The sequence below is a fragment of the Dasania sp. GY-MA-18 genome (assembly GCF_024734385.1).
In the GTDB taxonomy this organism is placed as follows: Bacteria; Pseudomonadota; Gammaproteobacteria; order Pseudomonadales; family Dasaniaceae; genus Dasania; species Dasania phycosphaerae.
In genome coordinates this window covers 1-22,691 of record NZ_JANHAP010000012.1, presented here as the reverse complement: position 1 = coordinate 22,691, position 22,691 = coordinate 1, and the positions used below count along the sequence as shown (strand labels likewise).

Annotated in this window: 20 protein-coding genes; 6 read left to right on the top strand and 14 right to left on the bottom strand. The window is 45.8% G+C overall.

Annotation, left to right across the window (positions count from 1 at the left end; all coding sequences use genetic code 11):
- Window positions 1-38: 38 nt before the first annotated feature.
- The 3 genes from NO559_RS14065 to NO559_RS14055 form a co-directional block, all read right to left on the bottom strand.
- Window positions 39-2,909, bottom strand: coding sequence for an insulinase family protein (locus NO559_RS14065; protein WP_258332504.1), 2,871 nt, complete (start codon window positions 2,907-2,909; stop codon window positions 39-41).
- 10 nt (window positions 2,910-2,919) lie between these two features.
- Entirely contained in the window at window positions 2,920-3,981 is a 1,062-nt protein-coding gene (locus NO559_RS14060; RefSeq protein ID WP_258332503.1) for an AI-2E family transporter, read from the bottom strand.
- A 66-nt stretch (window positions 3,982-4,047) separates the two neighbouring features.
- Window positions 4,048-4,278: a sulfurtransferase TusA family protein gene (locus tag NO559_RS14055; RefSeq protein ID WP_258332502.1), complete on the bottom strand. Its 231-nt coding sequence runs from the start codon at window positions 4,276-4,278 to the stop codon at window positions 4,048-4,050.
- Between the two features lie 202 nt (window positions 4,279-4,480).
- Here NO559_RS14055 and NO559_RS14050 point away from each other — a divergent pair, with 202 nt between their 5' ends.
- Window positions 4,481-5,971 carry a M48 family metalloprotease gene (locus tag NO559_RS14050; protein ID WP_258332501.1) on the top strand — a complete coding sequence of 497 codons (1,491 nt, stop codon included), beginning with the start codon at window positions 4,481-4,483 and terminating at the stop codon, window positions 5,969-5,971.
- 76 nt (window positions 5,972-6,047) lie between these two features.
- Here NO559_RS14050 and nadA read toward each other — a convergent pair whose 3' ends face one another.
- Entirely contained in the window at window positions 6,048-7,094 is a 1,047-nt protein-coding gene (nadA, locus tag NO559_RS14045) for a quinolinate synthase NadA (RefSeq protein ID WP_258332500.1), read from the bottom strand.
- 196 nt (window positions 7,095-7,290) lie between these two features.
- On the opposite strand from nadA, the gene NO559_RS14040 reads away from it, so the two are divergent.
- Window positions 7,291-7,812, top strand: a complete 522-nt coding sequence (locus NO559_RS14040) for a hypothetical protein (protein ID WP_258332499.1) — start codon at window positions 7,291-7,293, stop codon at window positions 7,810-7,812.
- Window positions 7,809-8,294 (top strand): hypothetical protein, encoded by a 486-nt coding sequence (locus tag NO559_RS14035; protein WP_258332498.1) that lies wholly within the window; start codon window positions 7,809-7,811, stop codon window positions 8,292-8,294. Before NO559_RS14040 ends, NO559_RS14035 begins: the two co-directional genes overlap by 4 nt.
- A gap of 34 nt (window positions 8,295-8,328) precedes the next feature.
- Here the strand turns inward: NO559_RS14035 and NO559_RS14030 are convergent, their stop codons facing one another.
- The 10 genes from NO559_RS14030 to NO559_RS13985 form a co-directional block, all read right to left on the bottom strand.
- Window positions 8,329-10,029, bottom strand: coding sequence for a Na(+)/H(+) antiporter subunit D (locus tag NO559_RS14030; protein ID WP_258332497.1), 1,701 nt, complete (start codon window positions 10,027-10,029; stop codon window positions 8,329-8,331).
- On the bottom strand, window positions 10,022-10,345 hold the full coding sequence (locus NO559_RS14025; protein ID WP_258332496.1) for a hypothetical protein: 324 nt from the start codon (window positions 10,343-10,345) through the stop codon (window positions 10,022-10,024). The genes NO559_RS14030 and NO559_RS14025 overlap by 8 nt, the downstream gene beginning before the upstream one ends.
- Window positions 10,346-10,355: 10 nt before the next feature.
- Window positions 10,356-11,837, bottom strand: coding sequence for a proton-conducting transporter membrane subunit (locus NO559_RS14020; protein ID WP_258332495.1), 1,482 nt, complete (start codon window positions 11,835-11,837; stop codon window positions 10,356-10,358).
- Window positions 11,834-13,321 (bottom strand): monovalent cation/H+ antiporter subunit D family protein, encoded by a 1,488-nt coding sequence (locus NO559_RS14015; protein ID WP_258332494.1) that lies wholly within the window; start codon window positions 13,319-13,321, stop codon window positions 11,834-11,836. Before NO559_RS14015 ends, NO559_RS14020 begins: the two co-directional genes overlap by 4 nt.
- Window positions 13,315-13,710, bottom strand: a complete 396-nt coding sequence (locus NO559_RS14010) for a cation:proton antiporter subunit C (RefSeq protein WP_258332493.1) — start codon at window positions 13,708-13,710, stop codon at window positions 13,315-13,317. Before NO559_RS14010 ends, NO559_RS14015 begins: the two co-directional genes overlap by 7 nt.
- A gap of 13 nt (window positions 13,711-13,723) precedes the next feature.
- The gene (locus NO559_RS14005; RefSeq protein WP_258332492.1) at window positions 13,724-14,725 is read right to left on the bottom strand and encodes a Na(+)/H(+) antiporter subunit B; all 1,002 of its coding nucleotides are present in this window, start codon (window positions 14,723-14,725) and stop codon (window positions 13,724-13,726) included.
- Between the two features lie 4 nt (window positions 14,726-14,729).
- Complete coding sequence (gene mnhG / locus NO559_RS14000; protein WP_258332491.1) at window positions 14,730-15,053, bottom strand: monovalent cation/H(+) antiporter subunit G; 324 nt, start codon at window positions 15,051-15,053, stop codon at window positions 14,730-14,732.
- Entirely contained in the window at window positions 15,053-15,346 is a 294-nt protein-coding gene (locus NO559_RS13995) for a monovalent cation/H+ antiporter complex subunit F (RefSeq protein WP_258332490.1), read from the bottom strand. Before NO559_RS13995 ends, mnhG begins: the two co-directional genes overlap by 1 nt.
- Window positions 15,346-15,816 (bottom strand): Na+/H+ antiporter subunit E, encoded by a 471-nt coding sequence (locus NO559_RS13990; protein ID WP_258332489.1) that lies wholly within the window; start codon window positions 15,814-15,816, stop codon window positions 15,346-15,348. Before NO559_RS13990 ends, NO559_RS13995 begins: the two co-directional genes overlap by 1 nt.
- Before the next feature lie 146 nt (window positions 15,817-15,962).
- Window positions 15,963-16,820, bottom strand: coding sequence for a universal stress protein (locus NO559_RS13985; RefSeq protein ID WP_258332488.1), 858 nt, complete (start codon window positions 16,818-16,820; stop codon window positions 15,963-15,965).
- 163 nt (window positions 16,821-16,983) lie between these two features.
- Here NO559_RS13985 and nhaR point away from each other — a divergent pair, with 163 nt between their 5' ends.
- From nhaR to NO559_RS13970, 3 genes are all read left to right on the top strand, one after another.
- Complete coding sequence (nhaR, locus tag NO559_RS13980; protein ID WP_258332487.1) at window positions 16,984-17,874, top strand: transcriptional activator NhaR; 891 nt, start codon at window positions 16,984-16,986, stop codon at window positions 17,872-17,874.
- Window positions 17,875-20,056: 2,182 nt separating this feature from the next.
- On the top strand, window positions 20,057-20,494 hold the full coding sequence (locus NO559_RS13975; protein WP_019531372.1) for a GFA family protein: 438 nt from the start codon (window positions 20,057-20,059) through the stop codon (window positions 20,492-20,494).
- Between the two features lie 202 nt (window positions 20,495-20,696).
- Window positions 20,697-22,234 (top strand): IS3 family transposase gene (locus NO559_RS13970; protein WP_258332486.1). Its coding sequence is split into 2 segments (ribosomal slippage): window positions 20,697-21,159 and window positions 21,159-22,234, totalling 1,539 coding nucleotides; the frame shifts between segments, so codons are not numbered across the junction.
- The last annotated feature ends 457 nt before the right edge of the window (window positions 22,235-22,691 follow it).

Genomic DNA, 22,691 nt, shown 5'->3' with positions numbered 1-22,691 from the left:
CCAGCCCTTACACTCAATTGAGCGTTATCCATGTATTGTTATTGAAAGGAATAATACCCCTGTTGGGCTGAAAATGCCTCTAGCGATTGCCCCGGTGGGTTAATCAAAGCGGCCTCTTGCTCGCCCTCGCCTTGCTCAAGCTTACCGGCCGTGTACAACCATAGGCTGCGACTATTGTCGGCAAACAGCTGTTGCTGTATCAGTTGCTGCCACTGGGTAAAGCTCAGTGCATTAAGCGCTGCTATGCGCTGTTGCCTAGAGTCGAAACCGTATTCACCCAGCGCTATGTCCTGCCAAAAACGCTCTTGGCTTTCGCCTAGGTTACTGTCTTTTTGGGCGTAGCGCGCCACCAGTACTTGCTTAGCTTTTTGAAACTCCTGCTCGCTTAACTGCGCCAAGCCCTGCTGCTTGTCGGCAAGAAACTGCTGAAACTCTCGCTGCAAGCTTTGCACCCCGGCCACGGGTGACTGCACCACAAAAAACAAGCCAGGCACTTTGTGCATGGGGTATGAGCCCGAAGTCACAATATAGCCCAGCTGCTTTTCGGTGCGCAGCGATGTGTAAAAATCGGCTTGATATAACTGTGCAGCGACTTCTAAGGTCGCCCGGCTGGCAGGTGAGTCATCACTTGCTTGCACATAGTAAAGCAAGGCCGCATCGCTATATTCATTGGCCACCGAGATAGCGCTGGGCTGGGCTGCTAACTTGCGTATCTCTATGCTGGGCAACACAAAGTCAGCGGCCGCTGGCGCTGGCAATAGTTGCTGTGCAGTAGCAGCGATAGCCTGGGCCTGCTGTCGGCTGTAATTACCATAGACTAAGGCATCTACATCTAACTGCTGTAAAAAACCCGCCACATAGTTTTGTAAATCAACTAAGGTCAACGGCGTTAACGCCTTGAGTTTGTCTTGCTCGGTAAACAATGAGCGATACATTAATTGGGTTAAGTCATTCATTAGCATGTTATAGGGCTGCTGCTTAACGGCATTTTCCAAACTGCGTTGCATATCTGCCTTGATGGTAGCAAAGCGCTGCTCATCAAACTCCGGTTGCACCACGGCAGTTAAAATCGTTTTAAATAACAGCGGCTGCTTTTCATTAAAGCCCGACACTTTTAAGCTCAAGCCACGCATATGATTTTTTAGCGAATAATTTAAACCCGCCAAGGCTGCCGGATAGGCATACTCGTTGACCTGCTCTTGTAACATGCGCGCATAAAGTTTTAGCAATACCGCTTGCTGAGCACTCTGCCCAGCCATGGGCGAACGTAAACTAATCGAGATAAAGCCTTTGGGAATATTAAAACTGTCATCGTTTTTAAACCACCAGCGCCAGTGTGGCTGCTGCACCAGCCATTGCGGCACCGGGCTAGGGTCAGCTGCGGGCAACAATTGAAAATCGCTGGCAATAAAATGGTTAGGGCTGGGTAGCTGCAATGCGGGATTGGGCTCAGCCTGCGACCAAGCTTGCAACTGCGATGGGTCAATAGGCTGAGTACTATAAGGTGTTTGGTAATAGTGGCTATGGCGATCAACCGCCACTTCCGGCGCGGTTAGTGTGAGCAACAGATTATGCGGGTTTAGCGCCGCCAAATAATGGCGAATTAAATCAGCATCAAATTGCTCCATCATATAGGGGCCACGCAGCACATCTTGCATGGGGTAATAATGCATATAGCTAGCCAGCTGCCGGCTATAGTGTATAGGTGCGACGGACTCCTGATAGCGAAAATGATTGGCAGCTATTTTCGCCTGCTCTTCATACAGCCAAGCCTGCGGCCCAGCCTGCTGCATAGCTACTAATAATTGGAACACCGCCTTAGTCACCTGCGGGTATTGCTGATAGCCCAGCTCGGTAAGCTTAATGGTGATATTAAAATTAGCGCCGCCTTTATAGCTTAAACCAGCACCGGCACTCAGTGCCTCGGCCCAGCCCTGCTGTTTTAAAAAGGATAACAAGCTGCCCTTGCCCTCATGACCAATAATATTGCCTAGGTAGACCAGCGGCTTTTTTTGGTAATGCTGATAAACATCATCAACTGGGAAATTTAGTGTTAGCGTACGCTGCTCGCGCTCGGGCTGTATCAGAATTTGCTTGGGTAAAGCCCCGGGAGTAAACAAGGGCTGCTTAACCTCTGCAAGCTGTACCTTGCGATTAGCTATGGCCGCAAAGCGCGATTGCACCATGGTTTGCAATTCGCTTAGCGGTTCGCGCCCTATTACCACTAGGCTCATGAGGTTGGCAGAATAATATTGCTGATAAAATGCTATCAACTGCGCGCGCAACTCCCCCTCGGTACTGGAAGATAAAGTCGTTAAATTACCCACACTAAATTTAGCAAAAGGGTGCTGCGGGTTAATTTGCTCTTTAAATACATCCAGCGATTTGCGGCCATCGCTTTTCAACTTAGCCATATACTCAGAGTGCACCGCATTTTTTTCGCGCTCTACATATTGCTGGCTAAATAAAGGGGCCACAAAAAACTGGGCAAATCTATCCAGCGCAGGTTCTAAATATTGTGGCTCTATATCAAAAAAATAATTGGTGTGTTCAAAGGCTGTATAGGCATTGTGATTGCCACCGTGCTGACTAATAAAGGCTTGATACTCACCGGGCTCTGGGTATTTTTCGGTACCCAAAAACAACATATGCTCTAAAAAATGCGCCAACCCTTCGGACTGCTGCGGATCTTGACGACTACCTATATGTAAATCTAACGAGGCTGCCGCTTTATCGGCGCGTGGATCAGAGATTAACAATACCTTTAACTGATTATTCAATACTAAGGCTTGATAGCTGCGGCTGTCGTTGTCGCTGACTATTGGCTGCTGCGTATAAGGAAAAAATGAACAGGCTACTAAAAAAACACCCAACAGACCCAGCAATGGGCCTTTTACAACTTTATTCACGCTTTAATCCTTATACCGCTGCTGACTGTTTACTGGGCCAAGCATTTAATACTGCTTTGATTAAGGTGGCCAAAGGAATGGCAAAAAACACTCCCCATAAGCCCCATAGGCCACCGAAAATTAATACCGCCATAATAATTGCTATGGGGTGCAGATTGACCGCCTCAGAAAATAATAAGGGCACCAGCACATTACCATCCAGCGCCTGGATAACAGCATAAATAATAATCAAGGTCATAAACTCTGAGCCGCCGCCCCACTGAAAATACCCCACCATAGCCACGGGTATGGTCACCACTGCGGCACCTATATAGGGGATTAGCACCGACACGCCCACCAACAGAGCCATAAGCGCGGCATAATTTAGACCGATAAGGGCAAAGGCAATATAGGACACACCGCCCACTATAAAAATCTCTATCGCTTTACCGCGCACATAGTTGGCAACCTGATCATTCATTTCCACCCAGACTTTATTGAGCATAGGGCGATGAGCAGGCAGGAAAGATGACAGCCATGCCAGCAAGGCATCTTTATCGCGTAAAAAGAAGAACACCATAATGGGCACTAACACGATGTAAATCAGCAAGCCCATAACATTGGCTAAATTAGAAAACGAAAACGACAGCAACCACTGCCCTATATTACCCAGCTCCGATTTGGTTAGGCTAACCCAATCCCTAATTTGGCCATGAGTAACAAACTCGGGGTAGCGCTCGGGCAATACCAGTAACAACTGCTGGCCTTTGGCTATCATCGCCGGCAGCTCTTGAAACAAAGTCGCCAACTGACGCCAAGCCAAAGGCAGCAATAAAAACATCACCGCCATAAACATACCCACAAACAAGGTATAGGCCAGAGTGATGGCACACCAGCTGGGCACATTGCGCCGAGTTAGCTGAGCGATTGTGCCCTGCATTAAAAACGCAAAAATAATACTGGCGATGACCGGCGCCAACACATCGCCCATGCTAATCACCAGCAGCAAGCTGCCGAAAATCAGCATTAATAAAATTAAAGCCTCTTCATTGGCAAACAGATGATCCAGCCATTTTTTAAGTACCGCTACCATGCCATTATCTCTTAGGGTGTTGAATAGGTTCGTTGCTGTTTAAAACATATGGTGAATAAATAGGGCCTAGCCCCGCTCTATCACATAAATATACACGCCCTGCTGTTGCTGGCTACTAATTAGCCTATGGGCGCTTAAGTCGGTATAACTTTTAAAATCTCTCAAAGAGCCCGCATCGGTGGCCAGCACCCGCACCCGCTCGCCCACGGCCATGCCATTTAAATGCAGCTTAGTTTTTAATAAGGGCAAAGGGCACTGCAGGCCACGCAGGTCTAATTCGTGAATGTGCTCTGACATAATTCGCTTTTGTAAGTTTCAACTTTATAAACCTCAAAGCAACAAGCTTCAAGCCAGTGGCGAGTATAACTGTTTGCCTATTCACTGGGCTATGGGCGCAGGCACAGTAACAGCAACTTTCAGCGCTGAAGATTGTCAATTACTAGCAATGCTGGTTACTATCAAGCTATGAATTTAACAAAAGCGCAACAAAGAGACGCCTGTGCCCTATAAAACGCTAAATCGCCGCAAGCCCCTTAGCCACCTTGGCGCCGCAGCCGCTTTAATCTTAAGCGCGCTTGCTTACAACTTGAGTGCCAGCGCGCAAAGTTACGACAATAAAGCCGTACTGCCCGAACTGGGCGACAGCTCATCCAGCCTGTTTTCATTACAGCAAGAGTATAAGCTGGGCCGGGCTTGGCTAATGTCCTTTCGCAGCCAAGTAAAAACCATTAACGACCCCATGCTGCAAGACTATCTAGAGCACACGGTGTACCACCTGGCCACCTATAGCCAGCTAAAAGATCGCCGCCTGGACATGGTCATCGTCGATAACCCCACCATTAACGCCTTTGCCGTACCCGGTGGCGTAGTGGGCATACACACGGGCCTATTTACCTATGCCGAGACCGAGGCGCAGTTCTCTACCGTTTTGGCCCATGAATTAGCCCACTTAAGCCAGCGCCACTTTGCCCGCGGCGTAGAGCAACAGCGCCGCAACGCCATACCCAATATGGCGGGTATGCTGGCGGGGATTTTATTAGCCGCCACCGAAGGCGGCAACGCCGGTATGGCCGCTATCACCGCCACCCAGGCCGCCAGCTTGCAAAATCAGCTGCGCTACAGCCGCGGCAACGAGCAAGAAGCCGACCGCATAGGCATGCAAACCATGGTAGAGGCCGGTATAGACCCCTATGCTGCCTCAGCCATGTTTAGCAATATGCTTAAGGCCTCGCGCTTTGCTGGCACCCGGCCACCGGAATTTTTGCTCACTCACCCCGTGACCGAAAAGCGCATAGCCGATACCCGCAGCCGAGCCAACCAATACCCGCGTAAGCTCTATACCGACAATATGTATTACCAGCTGATGCGCGCCAGAGCCGAGCTTAGCCTGATTGATAATAGCCGCGAGGCGGTAAAAAACTTTCGCGCCAAGCTCAACAGCCGCAGCCGTAACCCCGAAGCCGATCAATACGGCCTGATACTGGCCCTAACCCGCGACGGCCAAATTGTCGAGGCGCAACAGCTACTGGCGCCGCTGCTGGCTGCCAGCCCCAACCAAATCCCCTATATTATTGCCGCCAGTGAGCTAGATGTAGCCAGCGGCAACAGTGAGCGAGGTATACAGCGCTTAGAAGATGCCCTGGAGCTATCCTTGGCTAATCACCCGCTAACCATGACCTTGGCCCAGTTTTTATTAAAAACAGGGCAAGCCCCAAAGGCCGCCGAATTACTGGAGCAGCATGTTAAAAAGCACAAGAAAAACCCAGAAGTGTGGTACCAGCTAGCAGAGGCCTATGGCCTGGCGGGTAATATAGTTGGGGTGCATCAGGCCAGGGCGGAGTACTTTGTGCTCAACGGCATCTTGGATAAGGCCACTACCCAGCTTTCCTATGCCCTGCCGCTTATCAAAAACGACCACCTCACCACCCTGCGGATCAATGAGCGCATCAGTCAAATTAATGATTTAAAGCTGGCGCTTAAAAATCTCTAGTTCCCCGCTCCCAAGAGCATAAAAAAGGCCGCGGTACTGCAAGGTACGGCGGCCTTTTTATTGGCGCTTTGACTGATTATTTTTTAGCCGCTGAAAACTCTAGCATGCGCGTTAACGGCTTCATCGCCCGCTCAGCTAAGCCGGGATCTACAAACACCTCGTTGCTGCCGGACTCCAGCACTTCGGTCATATTGTCTACCGCATTCATGGCCATCCACGGGCAGTTGCCGCAGCTGCGACAGGTGGCGCCGTTGCCGGCAGTAGGGGCGATAATCAGCTCTTTATCGGGCACCGCCTGTTGCATCTTATAAAAGATACCTTGGTCTGTGGCGACGATAAACTGCTTGTTGGGCAGAGTTTTGGCTGCATTAATGATTTGCGAGGTAGAGCCCACATAATCGGCCATCTCAACAATAGACTGTGGCGACTCGGGGTGTACCAATATGCCCGCCTCGGGATAAACCTTTTTAATATCCTCTAAGGCCTTGGCTTTAAACTCCTCATGCACTATACAAGAGCCGTCCCACAGCAATACATCGGCACCGGTTTCACGTTGCACATAGCTGCCCAAGTGCTTATCGGGAGCCCATAAAATCTTTTCACCCTTGGCGTGCAAGTGCTCTACCACCTGTAGGGCTATGCTGGATGTCACCACCCAGTCAGCTCGGGCTTTAACCGCCGCTGAGGTGTTGGCATAGACCACTACGGTGCGATCTGAGTGCTGATTACAAAAGGCATCAAACTCTTCTATGGGGCAGCCTATATCCAGTGAGCAGGTAGCCTCTAAGGTAGGCATTAATACCCGCTTTTCGGGAGAGAGTATCTTGGCGGTCTCACCCATAAACTTCACCCCTGCCACAATCAGGGTAGAAGCGGGATGGTCGCGACCAAACCTGGCCATTTCCAGTGAATCCGAAACACAGCCGCCGGTTTCTTCAGCTAGCTGCTGAATTAGCGGGTCGGTGTAGTAATGGGCCACTAATACCGCATTCTCACGCTTTAACAGAGCTTTGATTTGCTCCTTATAAGAGGCCTGCTGCACCTCGGTTAAAGGCGGGCGGCAAGTTATGCCCTCTAAATGATCGCGTACTACTTGCTGCGCCGTTGCACTCGCTTGCGACATGTTGTTACCTCGAAATTAACACTGGTAGTAAATTTGGCGGGATTTTAGCAGAAATTTAGCCATAGCTATAGGGCAGCCCCATTTAGCGGCCAGCAAACATCAAATGACTATTAAATAAGCAGTACAAGCTATTGTAAAACTTAGTGAATCCGTCTAATACTAGCCACTATTAATCAGCACTCACTGCAGGCCTCCCATGAGCGACGAAGAACAAGCCCCCCTAGATCCCGAAGCGGAAATAAAACGGCTCAACGCCCAACTCAGCTGGAACAAGCGCTTAATCTTGATAGTGCTATCGCTATCAGTAGTCACCTTTTCGGTGCTTAGTGGCTCGGCGGGGTATTTTTACCTGCAACTCAACGCCCTTAGCAACGCCCCTGCCAGCAACCTGCAACAACAATTTGCGGCCTTAAACAAAGATATCCAAGCCTTAAATAATTACCTTACCTCCGAAAGCCGCAGCATCGCAGCCTACCACCTGAGAATTAACCTGCTGCAAGAACAGTATCAAGCCGCTAACTCACCCCAGCGCCTGGCCCTATTTCGCAGCCGCGAGGCCGACTATCAACAACTGCTAAACGAAATGCTGGCCAGCAGCCAACAACTGGCCAATATGAACAAAGGCTCGCGGGTCTGGCTGCAAAGCTATGAAAAACGGCTCAATCAATTAATAGAACGCAGCAAAAAACGCGCCTTAGCCTGGGCAGACACACCATGAGCCAGGAAGCCATAACCAGCAGCCTGCAAAGCCTAAGCCGCAGCGTTAAAATCAACCGCCGGCTATGCTTTGTTTTTATCGCCAGCAACCTAGTGCTAGCCATTGCTTTAGTCAGCCTATTGATAAGCGGGCTACAACTACTCAAGCCCTTACAACAACAAGCTCCCACCTACCTGATGCGCCAAGCCAAAAACCAAGTTTGGCAAATGCATAACAGCGCCGAACAGCAATACGACCAACTCTACGCCAACAATGCTAACAACCCCCTGCTGACTCTGGCCGATGAACTCAATCTGTACCAAGACCGATTACAAAAAGAAGAACGCTATTGGCATTTTACCCTGGATGTCTATGGCAAACTGCTAGCAAGCCTTAGCCGCCATTTAGGGGGCGCTGAGGAGTGGCAGTATTTTAAACAACAGGAGTTGCAGGCCTTGATGAAGAGCAGCCAACAGCGACAGCAGACTTTGCAACAACCTTGAGCCCCCCACTACCCAATGCGACTCATACACGGGTTTAAAAGTGCTCAACAAAACTAATAAACAGGTAAGCGGCGAGTAATACTGCAACCCACATCACCATACTGCCTATGGGCCTACTACGTGAAAACAACACACCTCCCTCGTTATTACTGCGAGCCAGCAAATTTAGACAGCGATAGACAACCGCCATAACATGGCGACGTATAGCACGGTCTAGTCGTGTTAGCCTAGCAAAAACGGACACTATGACGGCGGCAAAAAAACGCCGATAAAACCAATCCGTATCCAAATTAATAGCTCTTAACTCAGGGGGGTAATAACCCCTGAGATTTAACCAGACAAATGCCAGTGCTGAAAAAAACAGCAGTTGTGTTTGCGTCAGTATATGGGTGGCGTCATAAGGACTGTAAGCCAACTCATAAGGTAATAAGGCATACAGGGCCGCAGGATAAACACCTATAGCGATACAAAGCACAGCTGCAATCAGCATGGCCAGCAGCATATTATTGGGCGGATCACTGACACGCAGGCCGGCATCGTGGGCAAAAAAGGCAAAATAAGGAATCTTAATCCCGGCATGGTGAAAAACACCTGCCGAAGCAAACAGCAGTAGTAGCCATACGCCATTAAAGTTGTTTTCCAATGCTGCTACCATCACCATGGACTTACTGACAAAGCCACTGAATAAAGGGAATGCTGAAATAGAAGCAGCGCCTATAATGCATAGCAGCGTGGTTTTAGGCATGGTTTTATATAGCCCGCCCAAATCTGAACCATTGATACGGCCAGTCATTTGCAATACCGCCCCCATGGCCATAAATAGCAAGCCCTTAAAAATAACATCGTTAAACGCGTGGGCTATGGCGCCGTTAACAGCCAGTGCTGTCCCTATACCTATACCCACCACCATAAAACCCAGCTGATTAATCATGCTATAGGCCAGCACACGCCGCAGATCGTTTTCTATCACCGCGAAAAATATCGGAAAGCAGGTCATGGCTGCGCCTATATAAACCAGCAACTCCGTGCCTGGGTAACCGCGAGCTAAGGCATAAATAGCCACCTTAGTCGTAAAAGCGCTGAGTAAAACCGTACCCGTCACCGTCGCCTCAGGGTAGGCATCGGTCAGCCAATTGTGCAACATAGGGAAGGCACACTTAATCCCCAGCGCTATAAAAATCAGCCAACCTGCAGCGCCCTGCAAACCTAAGTAAGTAAACTGCAACGTACCCTTGTCATGCACATAAAATACGGCCCCCGCCAGCAGCAACAACCCGGACAGTACCTGCACCAAGAGATAACGCATACCCGCCGCATAGGCGCGCTGCGTTCTGCCTGCCCATATCAGAAACACAGAACTGAATGCCAGACACTCCCAAAAAACAAATAGCGTTAATAAATCCCCGGCAAATACCGCGCCTAGCGCACTACCGGCATACAGTAAGGCAACCACTTGTTGTAGCGTATCGCGCACATGCAAAGAGTAAATAATGGCAATCAAGGCAGCCAGATGAAACAGATAACCAAACATTAAGCTCAATTTATCGACGCGATAAGGCATCAGCTGATAATCGAAAAAAACCACTTGCACAGTAACAGTCTCTGGCAGCAAGTAGAGTTGAATAGCACCGATAATGGGAACAACAAGCATAATAGTGGCGCGCAAAACGCCACGGCTGAGCGCCGCAAGTAAGGCCGCTATAAAAAAAGGCACAAAAGCGGGAAGCTCAGCCATCCACATTGTCAGCTCCTGGTTTGTTATCATCCTTAGCTGTTTCAAGTTTGCTGCCGGCCTGGTAGTAATCCTCAGGGCGCATCAGCCAAGTGCGCAGCCATTTGGCAGCAAATACCAGCGCCACACAGGCCACAAAACCATATAAGGGATAAAAGCCCCACAACTGTTCCCAGCTATGCACACTATGCCGGTGAATAAAAAATTCCAGCAGTAACAACACTGCGCAACAGCCGTACAAACAATGAATAACGCGCCGTATGTTTTTAGCACTGTCAAAAAAGAATTTTGATTCAGATGTAGCCTGTTTATTTTTCATAGCATACCCACTATGTCCCTGTTATGGCCAACGACAATTCATATAAAGCTTGCGGATAAATAAAAAGAACAATGCAGCCCAGTGTTGTGATGCATATCGCCATCAGCGACCAGGCCGGAGCCTCTTTTACGGCAAGGCCGGTGACAGTAGCTACTTTGGTGGAATATAAACCAGGTAAAAAAGCCGCTAAGGGTATGGGTAACAGATAGACAATATTCAACAAAGAACTGAGCATTAGCACTATCATCAACCACCATTGTTCAGCCTCGAGTACACCTAACAACAAAAACCATTTACTCCAACTCCCCCCAGTAGGAGGAACGCCGATAATACTAAGGGAGGCAATAAAAAACGCAGCCATGGTAACCGGCATTTGCCTGCCCAGGCCAGGCATCTCGCTGACTTTAGATTTATGCGCTGTTACCAAAATCGCACCTGCACAAAAAAACAGGGTAATTTTCGCAAATGCATGCATGACTATATGCATAGTACTACCCACCAGCGCTGAGGAGTTAGCCAGTAAAGCGCCAATAGTAATGTAACCTAATTGACTGATAGTCGAATAAGCCAACCGCACTTTTAAATTATCTTGCTGCATGGCAACCAGTGAGGCCAATAATACGCTTGCAGCAGCCAGATAAAGTAAAAACTGGGTGACAGGTAAGCTAGCCAATAGATCCGGCCCAAAGATAAACAAACAGATTTTTAACACTATAAAAACACCGGCTTTAACAACGGCAACGGCGTGTAACAAGGCACTAACAGGCGTAGGTGCAACCATGGCCGCAGGCAACCAACGATGAAAAGGCATAATCGCAGCTTTAGCCACACCAAAAACAAACAACAGTAATAATATGCTCAATAGCATGCTGTCTACATCAGAGCCAAATATCCCCCCTACCTTAAAACTTAGGCTGCCTGCTACAAACCAGGTGATAACAATGGCCAACAGAAAAAAAACAATGGAGGTGCTGAGTAATATTCCTAGGTAAACACGGCCAGCTTTTTTGGCTTGCTCTGTACCAGCATGGCTAACTAAAGGGTAGGTAGAAAGCGTTAGAATTTCGTAAAAAACAAATACCGTAAATAAATTATCAGCAAATGCGATAAACATTACCGCAGACATTGCAATAGCAAAGCAGGCATAAAATCGTGTTTGATTTTCTTCCTTATGACTACGCATATAGCCTATGGCGTACAGCGTTGTAATCAACCAGAGAAAACTAGAAGTTAAAGCAAATATTAACCCCAATGGTTCAACAGTAAAACTGAATTGCAACCCAGGTAAAAGCTGCCAAGCCACTAGCGCGACAGAATAGCCAGCCTTAAACGCAAGGTATAAATGAATAAGGCAATATAACTGTATCAAACAGGCACAAATAGTAACGGCTTCACGCAGGTTAGGTTTACCCCCTGCCGCTACTATGGCAGCACTGGCCAGTACGGGTAACAATAGGCTCAACTGCAATATTAATTCAGGCGTCAGGCTCATTGCCTTACTCCGAACAGGCTTTGTGCAGCAAGCTCTGCAACTTGAATACTAAGCCTGGTATCTATACCGAAATAAATATTAGCCGCCACCAAAATCCACACCGGCAATAATAAAGAGTAAGGTGCCTCTTGCTTAGAATGGTCTACGGGCTGCTGCCTTAATGGCGGCCGAAAGTAAGCCATTTCTATAACACGCCACACATACACAACCGTTAATAAATTCCCAAGTAAAATCAGTACGGCAACTGGCCACCAGCCCCGCTCTATCAAAGCAATCAGAAGATACCACTTGCTAACAAAGCCTACAGTTAAAGGCGCACCGATTAAGCTCAAGCCAGCCAATACTATAGCGGCCATGGTTAAAGGCATTTTCTGGCTCAGCCCCTGGAATTGATAAAGATAAACAGCACCTGTGCGATAGATAACAGCAGCCAAAGCTAAAAACAAAGCACTTTTCATTAGCGCGTGATTAAACACATGCAGCAAAGTCGCTGTTAAGCCTGCCACCGTACTAATACTGTAACCAATAATCATATAACCTATATGCGCAATGCTTGAATAGGCAAAAATATGTTTAACATTTTGCTGGTAAATAGCGGCTATAGAAGCCATAAAAATCCCCGACAAACCCAGCACCAGAAATATCATTTGCAGTGGTAACGCCGTAAAAGAAAATGACAGGCCAAACACACTAAAGGTAAAACGAATAAGCACGTAAATAGCAACTTTAGTGGCCGTGGCGGAAAAGTAGGCCGTAACTATAGAGGGCGCGTAAGCATAGGCGTTAGGCAACCATAGGTGTAGAGGAAACAAAGCCAGCTTTAAACATACACCGACAATAATAAAGGCAAAGGCTGTAAATACGCTGCGTGTTTGCGCGACCTCAGGCAGACGCATGGATAAATCTTCCATATTCAATGTACCGGTCATCTGATACATCAAACCTATGCCTATCAAAATAAAGGTGGCACCTATAGTCCCCATTATCAAATACTGATAGGCAGCCCATAGTGCACGCCTGTCTTTACCTAATGCAATTAACCCATAGGACGACAAAGATGATATTTCTAAAAAAACAAACAGATTAAAGGCATCACCTGTGCTAACAATGCCCAGCATACCGACCAGTGACAGCAGATATAACACATAAAAAAAAGTTTGCCGCTTAGAGGGGATCTCTTTTTCTATAGCGGTATGAGCCGCAAATAAAACAACCGTACTAATAGCCGAAATAATCAGCAGCAAAAAGGCATTGAGATAATCTATTCTATACTCTATGCCCCAAGGAGCCTCCCAGCCACCCAACTCATAGGTTAGCGGACCGGCAGCTACTACCTGCTGCAGCAATAAGCAACTCAACACAAAGGTCAGCCCGCTGGCAGTGATTGCCAGCAGCCACACCCATTTCGGCTTGGCTATTAGCAGGCACAACGGTGCTGCCATTAGCGGCACAATCACTTGCAACACCGGCAAATGGCTTAACACGCTTTAGCATCCTTATTTTTCTCTACCAGAGCTTGTATCTCTTCTTCCTCTACACTGCCAAAAGCCTCTTTAATACGTACTACCAACGCAAGCGCCAACGCTGTAGTAGCAATGGCGACAACAATTGCAGTGAGTATCAAAACATGCGGTAAAGGATTGGAGTACTGAACTATTTCACTATTTAAAATAGGAGCACTGCCGCCTTCGACATTGGCCATGCTAATATAAAAAATAAATACAGAGGTTTGAAAGATACTAAGACCAATAATTTTTTTAATCAGATTTCCATGGGAAATAACGATATAAAAGCCTGTCATCATCAATGAAATAACAACCCAATAATTATAGAAACCCGCTATTCTTAGGCCAGCACTCATTAAAATATCCATCGCTACCCCCAGCTTATTGACAACCATCTAGCTGATTATTTTTTCTTTCGTAAAAATTAAGAAAGATTAATATCATGGTCGAGAAAACAGTACAGCCTATACCCAGCTCTACCAACACAATGCCCACATGCTGACCTGCAAGCGGATCCGTAAATAGAACACTGTAATCAAGAAAGTGCTCACCATTTAACAAAGCCACAACCCCAACACCACCATAAAGCAAAATACCAAAGGCAGAGAGACATTGGTAAAACCTTGGGCTAATCACCTGCTTTGCCGTACGGATACCAAAAAGCATGGCATAAAGAATAATGGCCGACGCCAATATCAACCCCGCCTGAAAGCCCCCACCCGGACCATAATCACCGTGAAACTGTATATAAAAAGCGAATAACATAATAAAAGGGATAAGTATTTTAACGACCAGGCGTATGGGCATCTGCTGTTCATACAGCCATTTATTCTCTGGCCCTGTCCCCAGATTGCTATGGCTATCGTACAGAGTAGACAGCAATGCCATTACAGCGACGCCAGCGGTAAAAATAACCAGCAGTTCACCTAAAGTATCAAAGCCCCTATAACTGGCCAACACAGCAGTTACTATATTAGGAACACCGACCTCTGACATGGATTCGTTAATATAATGCGAATCAACATGCTGATGGTCCGGGGCTGGGCCATAGCCAAAAGCTGGCATATCCAAACTGCCGTAAATCAACAGGCTGCCAGTAATAAAAACCACCGCTAGCGCCAGCAGCGGTTTATGCCTGGCACCCTGCTCATATCGGCCAGCCATTACCGTCGCTACTAACATAAGCAAGGTAAAAACACCCGCACCTACAGCAGCTTCTGTAATTGCCACATCTACAGCATCGACCACCACAAAAAAACTGGCTGACAATAAACCATATATACCTGCCAGCATAATGACGGCAAAAAGATCTTTCATTCGGACGATGGCTAAGGCTATAGCAAGTAGAAAGCTAAGCAAGATGACATTAACAAACAGCTCCACAGCACTATCCTCGTTTACTTTTCTGCATGTTAAGCAGAGGCTTTAGGCCGCTATACATGGCAGCTTTAGCCAGCGCATAACTGGCGGTAGGATTAATAAACAGTGTCATTAATAAAATTATGATCAGTTTTATAACAACATTAGCCTCAGCGCCCTGTAGCATCAGCCCCATTAAAATCATAGCTGAAGCCAGAGTATCGGTAACACCTACAGCATGCATACGAGTATAAAAATCGGGGAAACGTAATATGCCAACGCCACCAGACAAGCATAAAAAACTGCCTAATAGTAGACATAACAAACTAGCCACACTGATTACCGTATCCATTACTCTTCCTTTTTTACCGTTTTTTTATCCTGAGTATCGTGCTTAAAATAAATAGAATCTGAAAAATGCAACACGGCGATAACACTAATAAAGTTAATCAACGCATATACGATGGCTATATCTAAAAACTCTGGCCGGCCCATCACAAAGCCTAACAAGGCGATCAGCAACACTGTTTTGGTGCCGAACATATTAACAGCCAGTATCCTGTCGTAGAGCGTAGGCCCTACTACAGCACGAATAATTGCCATCCCCATGACAATAAGAATTGCTACGCTTGCTGCTATTAACATCAACATTCCAATCTACTGACAAGACTATCCATTTCCCCTGTTTGTAAATCCTGAATATTTTCTCGCAACAGCGCGTGCACCGTGAACACATTACCGGTAACATCAACCACCACTGTACCCGGTGTCAACGTAATAGAGGTTGCGCAAATAACTTTACCTAAGTCTGTCTTTGGCCCCATGATCAACCTGGCCAAGCTAGGTGTAATGGATTGATTGCCTAACCATATATGCTTTACCACCATGATATTGGCGACAATGATTTTTTTGGCTAGCCATAAATGATAACGGCACAGCGATAAAGAAAGATAAACAGGCTGATGGGCTTGGTCCACGCTATCCATTTTGTTGCTTATAGATATAACAAGTAGTATGGAAGCGAAACCCAGTGACAACATTAAGAGCGTATAGTGGCCAGAAATAAGCAGCCAAAAGACCGCCAATAATAGAGCAAGGATAAGTGTATGACGCATTTCGACACCTTTACCTTATTTAAGCATGCCGCTTTTATATGCAAACAAAATGCAGGCATAAAAAAATCAACTGAAAAAATCGACATTCTTAAAACTATATATACATAGAGCTTTGTTACCTTTGCGTTAAGAGATGGAGGCCAACATTAGTCACAGGCTTCCACAATAAGAATATCCGTTCGCAAATGATGCAAAACTTTTTCTGCGGTATTACCCAGCAGAAAGCCTTTAACACCTTTACGTCTGACACAGCCCATAATCACCACATCAGCTTTCAACTCATTGGCAACATGAGCTAGGGTTTTTTCAGGAGGGCCAGCGGTAATATGGGTATTAGCATGCGCTAGTTCACAATCACCCAGCAGTTTAGCCAGTTGCTTTTCAACTGCTGGCTTCTTACTTTTCAGATAATCGTTTTTTTCAACTATGTCCAGCTCTAACAAAGGCTTGGCAATTGGAATGCTATAAACCACATAAGGCACGCAAGAAAATGCTGCCGACAACAACGCTGTCCATTGCAGTATCAGGCTATTAAGCGCCTGTTTACGTGCCTGGGTTGACACATCCACTGCCGCCATAAGTACTTGCTTACTACGCCATTTATGATCGCAGGCTATCAGTATCGGGCAGTCCAGCTGACGTATTAATTGCCAGTCTGTTGGAGTATGAAAAAGATTTTCTGTGCGGTGACCGGTTTTAACCACTAAGTCAAAATGCTTTTGTTTACAGGCATTGACCACCCAGCTGGCAATATCGCTATCAGCAATCACATGGCAATCTACTTGGCTGCTGCTTCCCAAGACGGCTAAGCTGTCTTGTTCTAAATCTGCTCTAGCTTGCGCTACGGCAGTCTCACATAGCTGCTTATTGCTAGTATCTATAGACGAGAGAAAACGAACAACATCTATGCTGGCATCAAGGTGGCCGGCAAAGTACTGAGCTTTTTCAAGAGAGAAGCGATCATGTTTCTGATCGCCAACTATGACTAGTATTGATCTATTCATGGCAAAATTCCTGGCTAAAGACTGAGGCTACATAAACGGGTCATTGCTCGACCAGGAGGCAAGGATGATCGGTTTACAATATTTATATATAGTCTATGTTTAGGCTCATATAAAATCGAATTAAGCTGCATTATTCATCGAAATTATCGAGCATTGTGATTTTATGACGCCCATCAATTACAACCACCTCTACTATTTCTATGTGGTCGCCACCGACGGCAGCATAGCTAAGGCCAGCACTAGGCTGCACATCACCCCGCAAACCATTAGTGGCCAAATCAGTAGTTTTGAAGAGAATATTGGGGTTAATTTATTTGATCGAACGGGTAAACGACTGCGGCTTTCCGATATAGGGCAACTGATATACAGCTATGCCGAGGAGATTTTTCAGCTGGGCGATGAAATTAAAAACATACTACAAACCCAACCTTCGGCACAGGGCCTAAGCTTTAATGTGGGCATTACTGACGCCATACCCAAAGTTCTGGCCTACCAACTGTTGAAGCCCGCCTTTGACATGACGGAGCCTGTGCGGCTTATTTGCAAAGAAGGTGATCTGGACAGCCTGCTGGCTAAAATGGCGATTAACAAACTGGACTTAATCCTCACCGATCAGACGCTACCCTCAGGTAGCAATGTCAAAGCTTATAATCATCAACTAACCGAAAGCGGCCTGACTTTTTTTGCCAACAAACAACTGGCCTTACAATGCCAGCAAGACTTTCCGCAATCACTGTCGGGCAAACCTTTTCTTATGCAGGGAAAACAGGCCGCCGTCACTCAGCATCTGTCATCATGGCTAAAAGAGCATGGCATCACCCCTAATATAATCGCCGAATTTGATGATGCCGCTCTACTTAAATCTTTTGGCCAGGCAGGCTACGGTGTCTTTGCAGCCTCAACACTGATAGAAAAATATGTTGCCTCTCAGTACAAGGTCAAAATTATTGGCCGAGCAGAAGAGTGCAAAGAGCACTACTATATTATTTCTCCGGAGCGACAGATAAAACACCCAGCTATTGTGGAAATCGTTAATGCAATCAAGCAAGACTAGTACTACGTATACACTTATCTATCTGTTACTCCAGCGAATTTCCTAGCGGTGAAAAATATACTGACAGCATAATTACTGCATCCATAAAGGTAATACGCCGAAACCAACTCTATGCAAAGACTACCCTATTTAAGTGAATAGCCGTTTCCGCTCTATGTAAGTCTGGAACGGCGCGACGTGCTGAAATAAAAAAGGCCCAGCCTGTGGGAAGTCTTAGCAATGGTTTGGGGTGGGAGTGCTGGATTAACAGCAATACATCTTTGATGTATTGCTGCCCTAAGGGCGCCCTTTGAAAACGGGCGTTAAATCTGTGCTCTAAGCACAGATTTTGATCATTACAGTTTGAGGCTGTAATGACCTGCGATGCAGGCTTCGTCGCTTTGCTCCTCGTCCAAATTCCGCCTTAAGCGTAATTTGTCGAACCGCGCTTCGAAGAACGAGTCCAGCACGGCTCGCCGTGCTGAAACAAAAAAGGCCCACCCTTCGGGTGAGCCTTTTTTGTTTCAATAATGGTGGGCCGTGCTGGATTCGAACCAGCGACCAATTGGTTAAAAGCCTCACCACTAACTTTAACCTATTGATTTATAAAGGCTTAATGCGGCGCCCATTGCTCTATTTGCCTTACTATGCACAACAATACAGGACTAATGTCGGAAAAATGTCGGAACTATTGACCTAGCTATGAGGTGCTATTTTGCACGACTCAGCAAGCTTATGGCATGGAAGAGATCGATGATGGAGTGTGGGATATTTATTTCGGACCAATACGAATAGACAGCTTTAATCAGCGTGAATCACGAAATGGGCGCCCGCCATATTGGTCAATAAAGTGTAACCTATGTATTTGAACTGAAGTGTTACTTAAGTGTTACTACTACCCCACCAAAGAAGGGCTACTGCAATCCGTTTTGGAATATGCCGATTCTTTGTATGTTAGAACCTACGAAGAACTTAGGCCTAAAACCTACAACCCAGAAGTCCATTTTGACCGCTACGTAAATTACTTAATCAATACCGAAAAAGATCAAACAACCGCTGGCTTTTTTATCTGCTATGGGATAGAGGCCATAGAGATGAGCACGCCAATAAAATTATGCACGAGGTGTATGATAAACATACGGATTACCTAGCAGAATTAATGACCGCTCTAAATGAGGACTTAGATAAAAAAACCTAAAACAGCGCGCCGTCATTTTAGCGGCACTCATAGACGGTATGATGTTATTTATCGGTTACGGAAAGCAAAGGCCAAAAAACTGGCAAGCTCTGCAGATTTTCTTGATGAGTGATAACTCATAATAGCGTTTATATTTGAATGAAAATTACAAAATTATCCGCTATAACCCATACCAGTTCAGCAAAACACCGGTAAATCGCCAATCATCCAGAGCGCCTAGTAGGTAGCGGTACTGACTGAGCTCAGTGAGTAGATTAGCCATACCCAAACTTGCTAAATACTCGGGCGAGATACAGAAGTAGTTTGTGCGCAAGACTAATTTTCAGCCATCCCTATAGAATCGCTTAAGCACTCTATCCCTATTCCACCTATCCCCACCAACCCTAGCTAGATTAGCCATGCAGCGCACCGTCGTGACAACGTGCTATTTACCTAGCCCATAGACACCTCCAGCACTAAGCTCATAACACGACAAAACAATAAACATCCGCTAAGTTTATTATTACCGCACAGTAAAAGTGAATTGCATTATTATCATATTATCCCTCAAGAGGAATTGTAATAGTATTTCCTTCATTAGAGGCTGATGTGCAGCTCAGCTCTTAAAGCATCTAGCCGCTCAACAGTAAGGATGTATGTGCCTGATCAGTTTATCAAATAAAAAGCCACTATAACTTAAGCCACTATCCGTAGAAAAAGTGGTCTTAATACTGTCTAGATAAACCAATCTTTAGTTAAAGTTATAGCCAGAATGTTTGCATACCGACATCTTCAGCCATCAGGCGACAACCTTAAAAGCATAATACAAAATCTCTAGCTTATTTGCTGTAGGGACCACTCAACGAATACTTAGCAGGTGATGACACAGTTAAACGGTAGGCTAAATAGTAAATTTTAATCAATAGACGTTATTGGTAAATATAATCTGCTATTGATAGCCTCCACCTTTAACTGTGGAATCTAAGTATATTTTAAAAATACACACTTATATAAAAGGAAGGTTTTATGTCTCATAAATATTCAGGTGGCTGTGATCATATACACACTCACTCAAGTAACGACCCTATAGACAATCACACTTGTCACTGCTCTGTATGTAAAGGCGTTACTGGCCAAGACACAACCCATGTTGTATTTTTTAACCATAATGATTTAGTGGTTGATGATGTCAGCAAGCTTAACCGCCAGCCGTTTAACGCTAGCAACCCTAACGGGCCATTAGAGTTATGTACTTGCGCTGAATGTGGTACACCTATCATGCTAGACGATAAAGAAAGCCGTATTCGTGTTATCGTGCCCAATCTAATGGGTTATAGCACTGACGACTTACCCGCCACATACCACGCATTTTTTGACCCTGCGTCAGGCGTTACCAAACCAAGCGACGGTCGCCCTGTTTTTGAAGGCTTGCGCCCTGAGTTTGTTTGGCCAACACCTGCGTAAAGTTTAATCTTTACATAGCAGCATAGTTTCGTTTAATACGGGCTATGCTGCATTCTAGAACTATTGCTGATAGCTTTTTCAGACTTTTTTCGTCTGATATGTTATTATATTTAATTTTTTACTAGAGAACTGAGCCCCCTGTGTCAGGATAGTTGTCGCCTCAATTAACTTATAACGAAACAGGGTGCGGTAAGTCATTATAATGGAGTATCAACGCCATTCAAGCCAGTTTAAAGAGGCGATAGTAAAGCGATATAACCAAAGTAACATGTCTGTCAGAAAGTTTGCCCAGCAAGAAGGCATTAACCTTTCAACGATGTATAGTTGGCACAAGCAATTTAAAACATCGGGTATTAATGTGTCGAAAACAAGTTCTTCAGATAAATTGTCAGCCGAGGAGAAATTCTCAATTGTATTGGAGACGGCAACGTTATCTGAGATTGAGTTAAGTGAGTATTGCCGATCCAGGGGCCTCTACCCCGAACAAGTTAAAGGCTGGAAACAAGCCTGTATTACAAGCAACTCAGCAGTACCAGCCACCAGACAAAAGGTAACGCTAGAGAGAAAAGCTGATAAGAAGCGGATAAAAAAACTTGAAAAAGAATTACATAGAAAAGATAAAGCGCTAGCAGAAGCGGCTGCTTTATTGGTATTAGGAAAAAAGTTCGATGCCTATTTGAGGGAAAACGAGGACAGTTAACCACACTCTCTGATAGGCGCTACAAGGTGAAACTGATTAACGAAGCAACACACTCAGGCGCGAGGCAGCATAAGGCGTGTGAAATTATAGGCATATCAATTAGAACCTTGCAGAGATGGCAGGAAAGTGGCTGTGTATCGGCCGATAAGAGGCCAACGGCAGTACGCCCTGCGCCAAGCAATAAACTCAGTGAGCAGGAGCGACAATCGATTATTGACGTGTGTAACGTAGAAGAGTTTGCGACATTACCGCCCAGTCAAATTGTACCGATACTGGCTGACAGATCGCAATATATAGCCTCTGAGTCGAGCTTTTACCGGGTATTGAAAGCCGCCAATATGCTGCATCACCGTGGTAAAGCCAAGACAAGAAACGTACATAAAAAGCCAACTAGTTACACGGCTAAAAAAGCGAATGAAGTGTGGAGCTGGGATATCAGTTATTTGCCCACAAAGGTTATAGGTCAGCATTATTATTTATACATGATGGAAGATATTTACAGCCGCAAAATTGTCGGCTGGGAAGTTCACGGTAATGAATCTGGCGAGCAAGCAGCAGAGTTGCTGGAGCGAAGTGTTTGGTCAGAGAAATGCAGAAGGAAAAATTTAGTATTGCACTCAGATAATGGTGCGCCCATGAAGAGCTTGACCATGCAGGCAAAAATGTATGACTTAGGCGTAGTCAGTTCGCGCAGCCGGCCACGTGTTAGTAATGACAATCCGTACTCCGAATCGTTATTTAGAACAGTAAAATACTGCCCTAGATGGCCATCAGAAGGATTTAAATCGTTAACTGATGCAAGAGAGTGGGTAAAAGACTTTGTTGATTGGTATAACAACGAGCATCGTCATAGTCGTATCAAATTTGTAACGCCAAGCCAAAGGCATCAAGGGCTTGATGTTGATATATTAGCGAAACGAAAAGCGTTGTATCAACGAAAAAGAAGTGAGCATCCAGAGCGATGGTCTGGAATTGAAAGAAACTGGTTACCTGAAGGTGCTGTGGAGTTAAATCCAGAGCAGCATAAAGAAGCTGCTTAACTATTTAGGCGACAACTGTCTTGAAAAACGCCGTGAGTGACAGTAAGAGTTTTAGTACTTAACTCCTTAAACACTAATACCTTATTAATGCTCTAATACTAAAAATATCAAAATTTAGCTGGCACGACAGTTTGTATACAGGGATTCTGCTATCGTAAATGAGCGAGCTTTATATTTGTCGCGGTGGGTTATCAAACCCTATTACTAACACTGGCTAGCAACTCGCTATTAACGCCATAGCCCTATCACTGCTGATAATCCCGCTGTGGATCAACTCTGGACGAAATTATTACGCTGTCATTAGGTTAAGCACCAAGCCTATATTATTTCCGTAAGCGCCGTACCAACCACACCCTGCCAGTAACAAACTCCACTCGATAAACTACTCGCTCTAATCAATCAGGAGTGAGCTATGAAGTATAGCCAACAACAGTGGGCAGCGCTTATCAATGAGTGT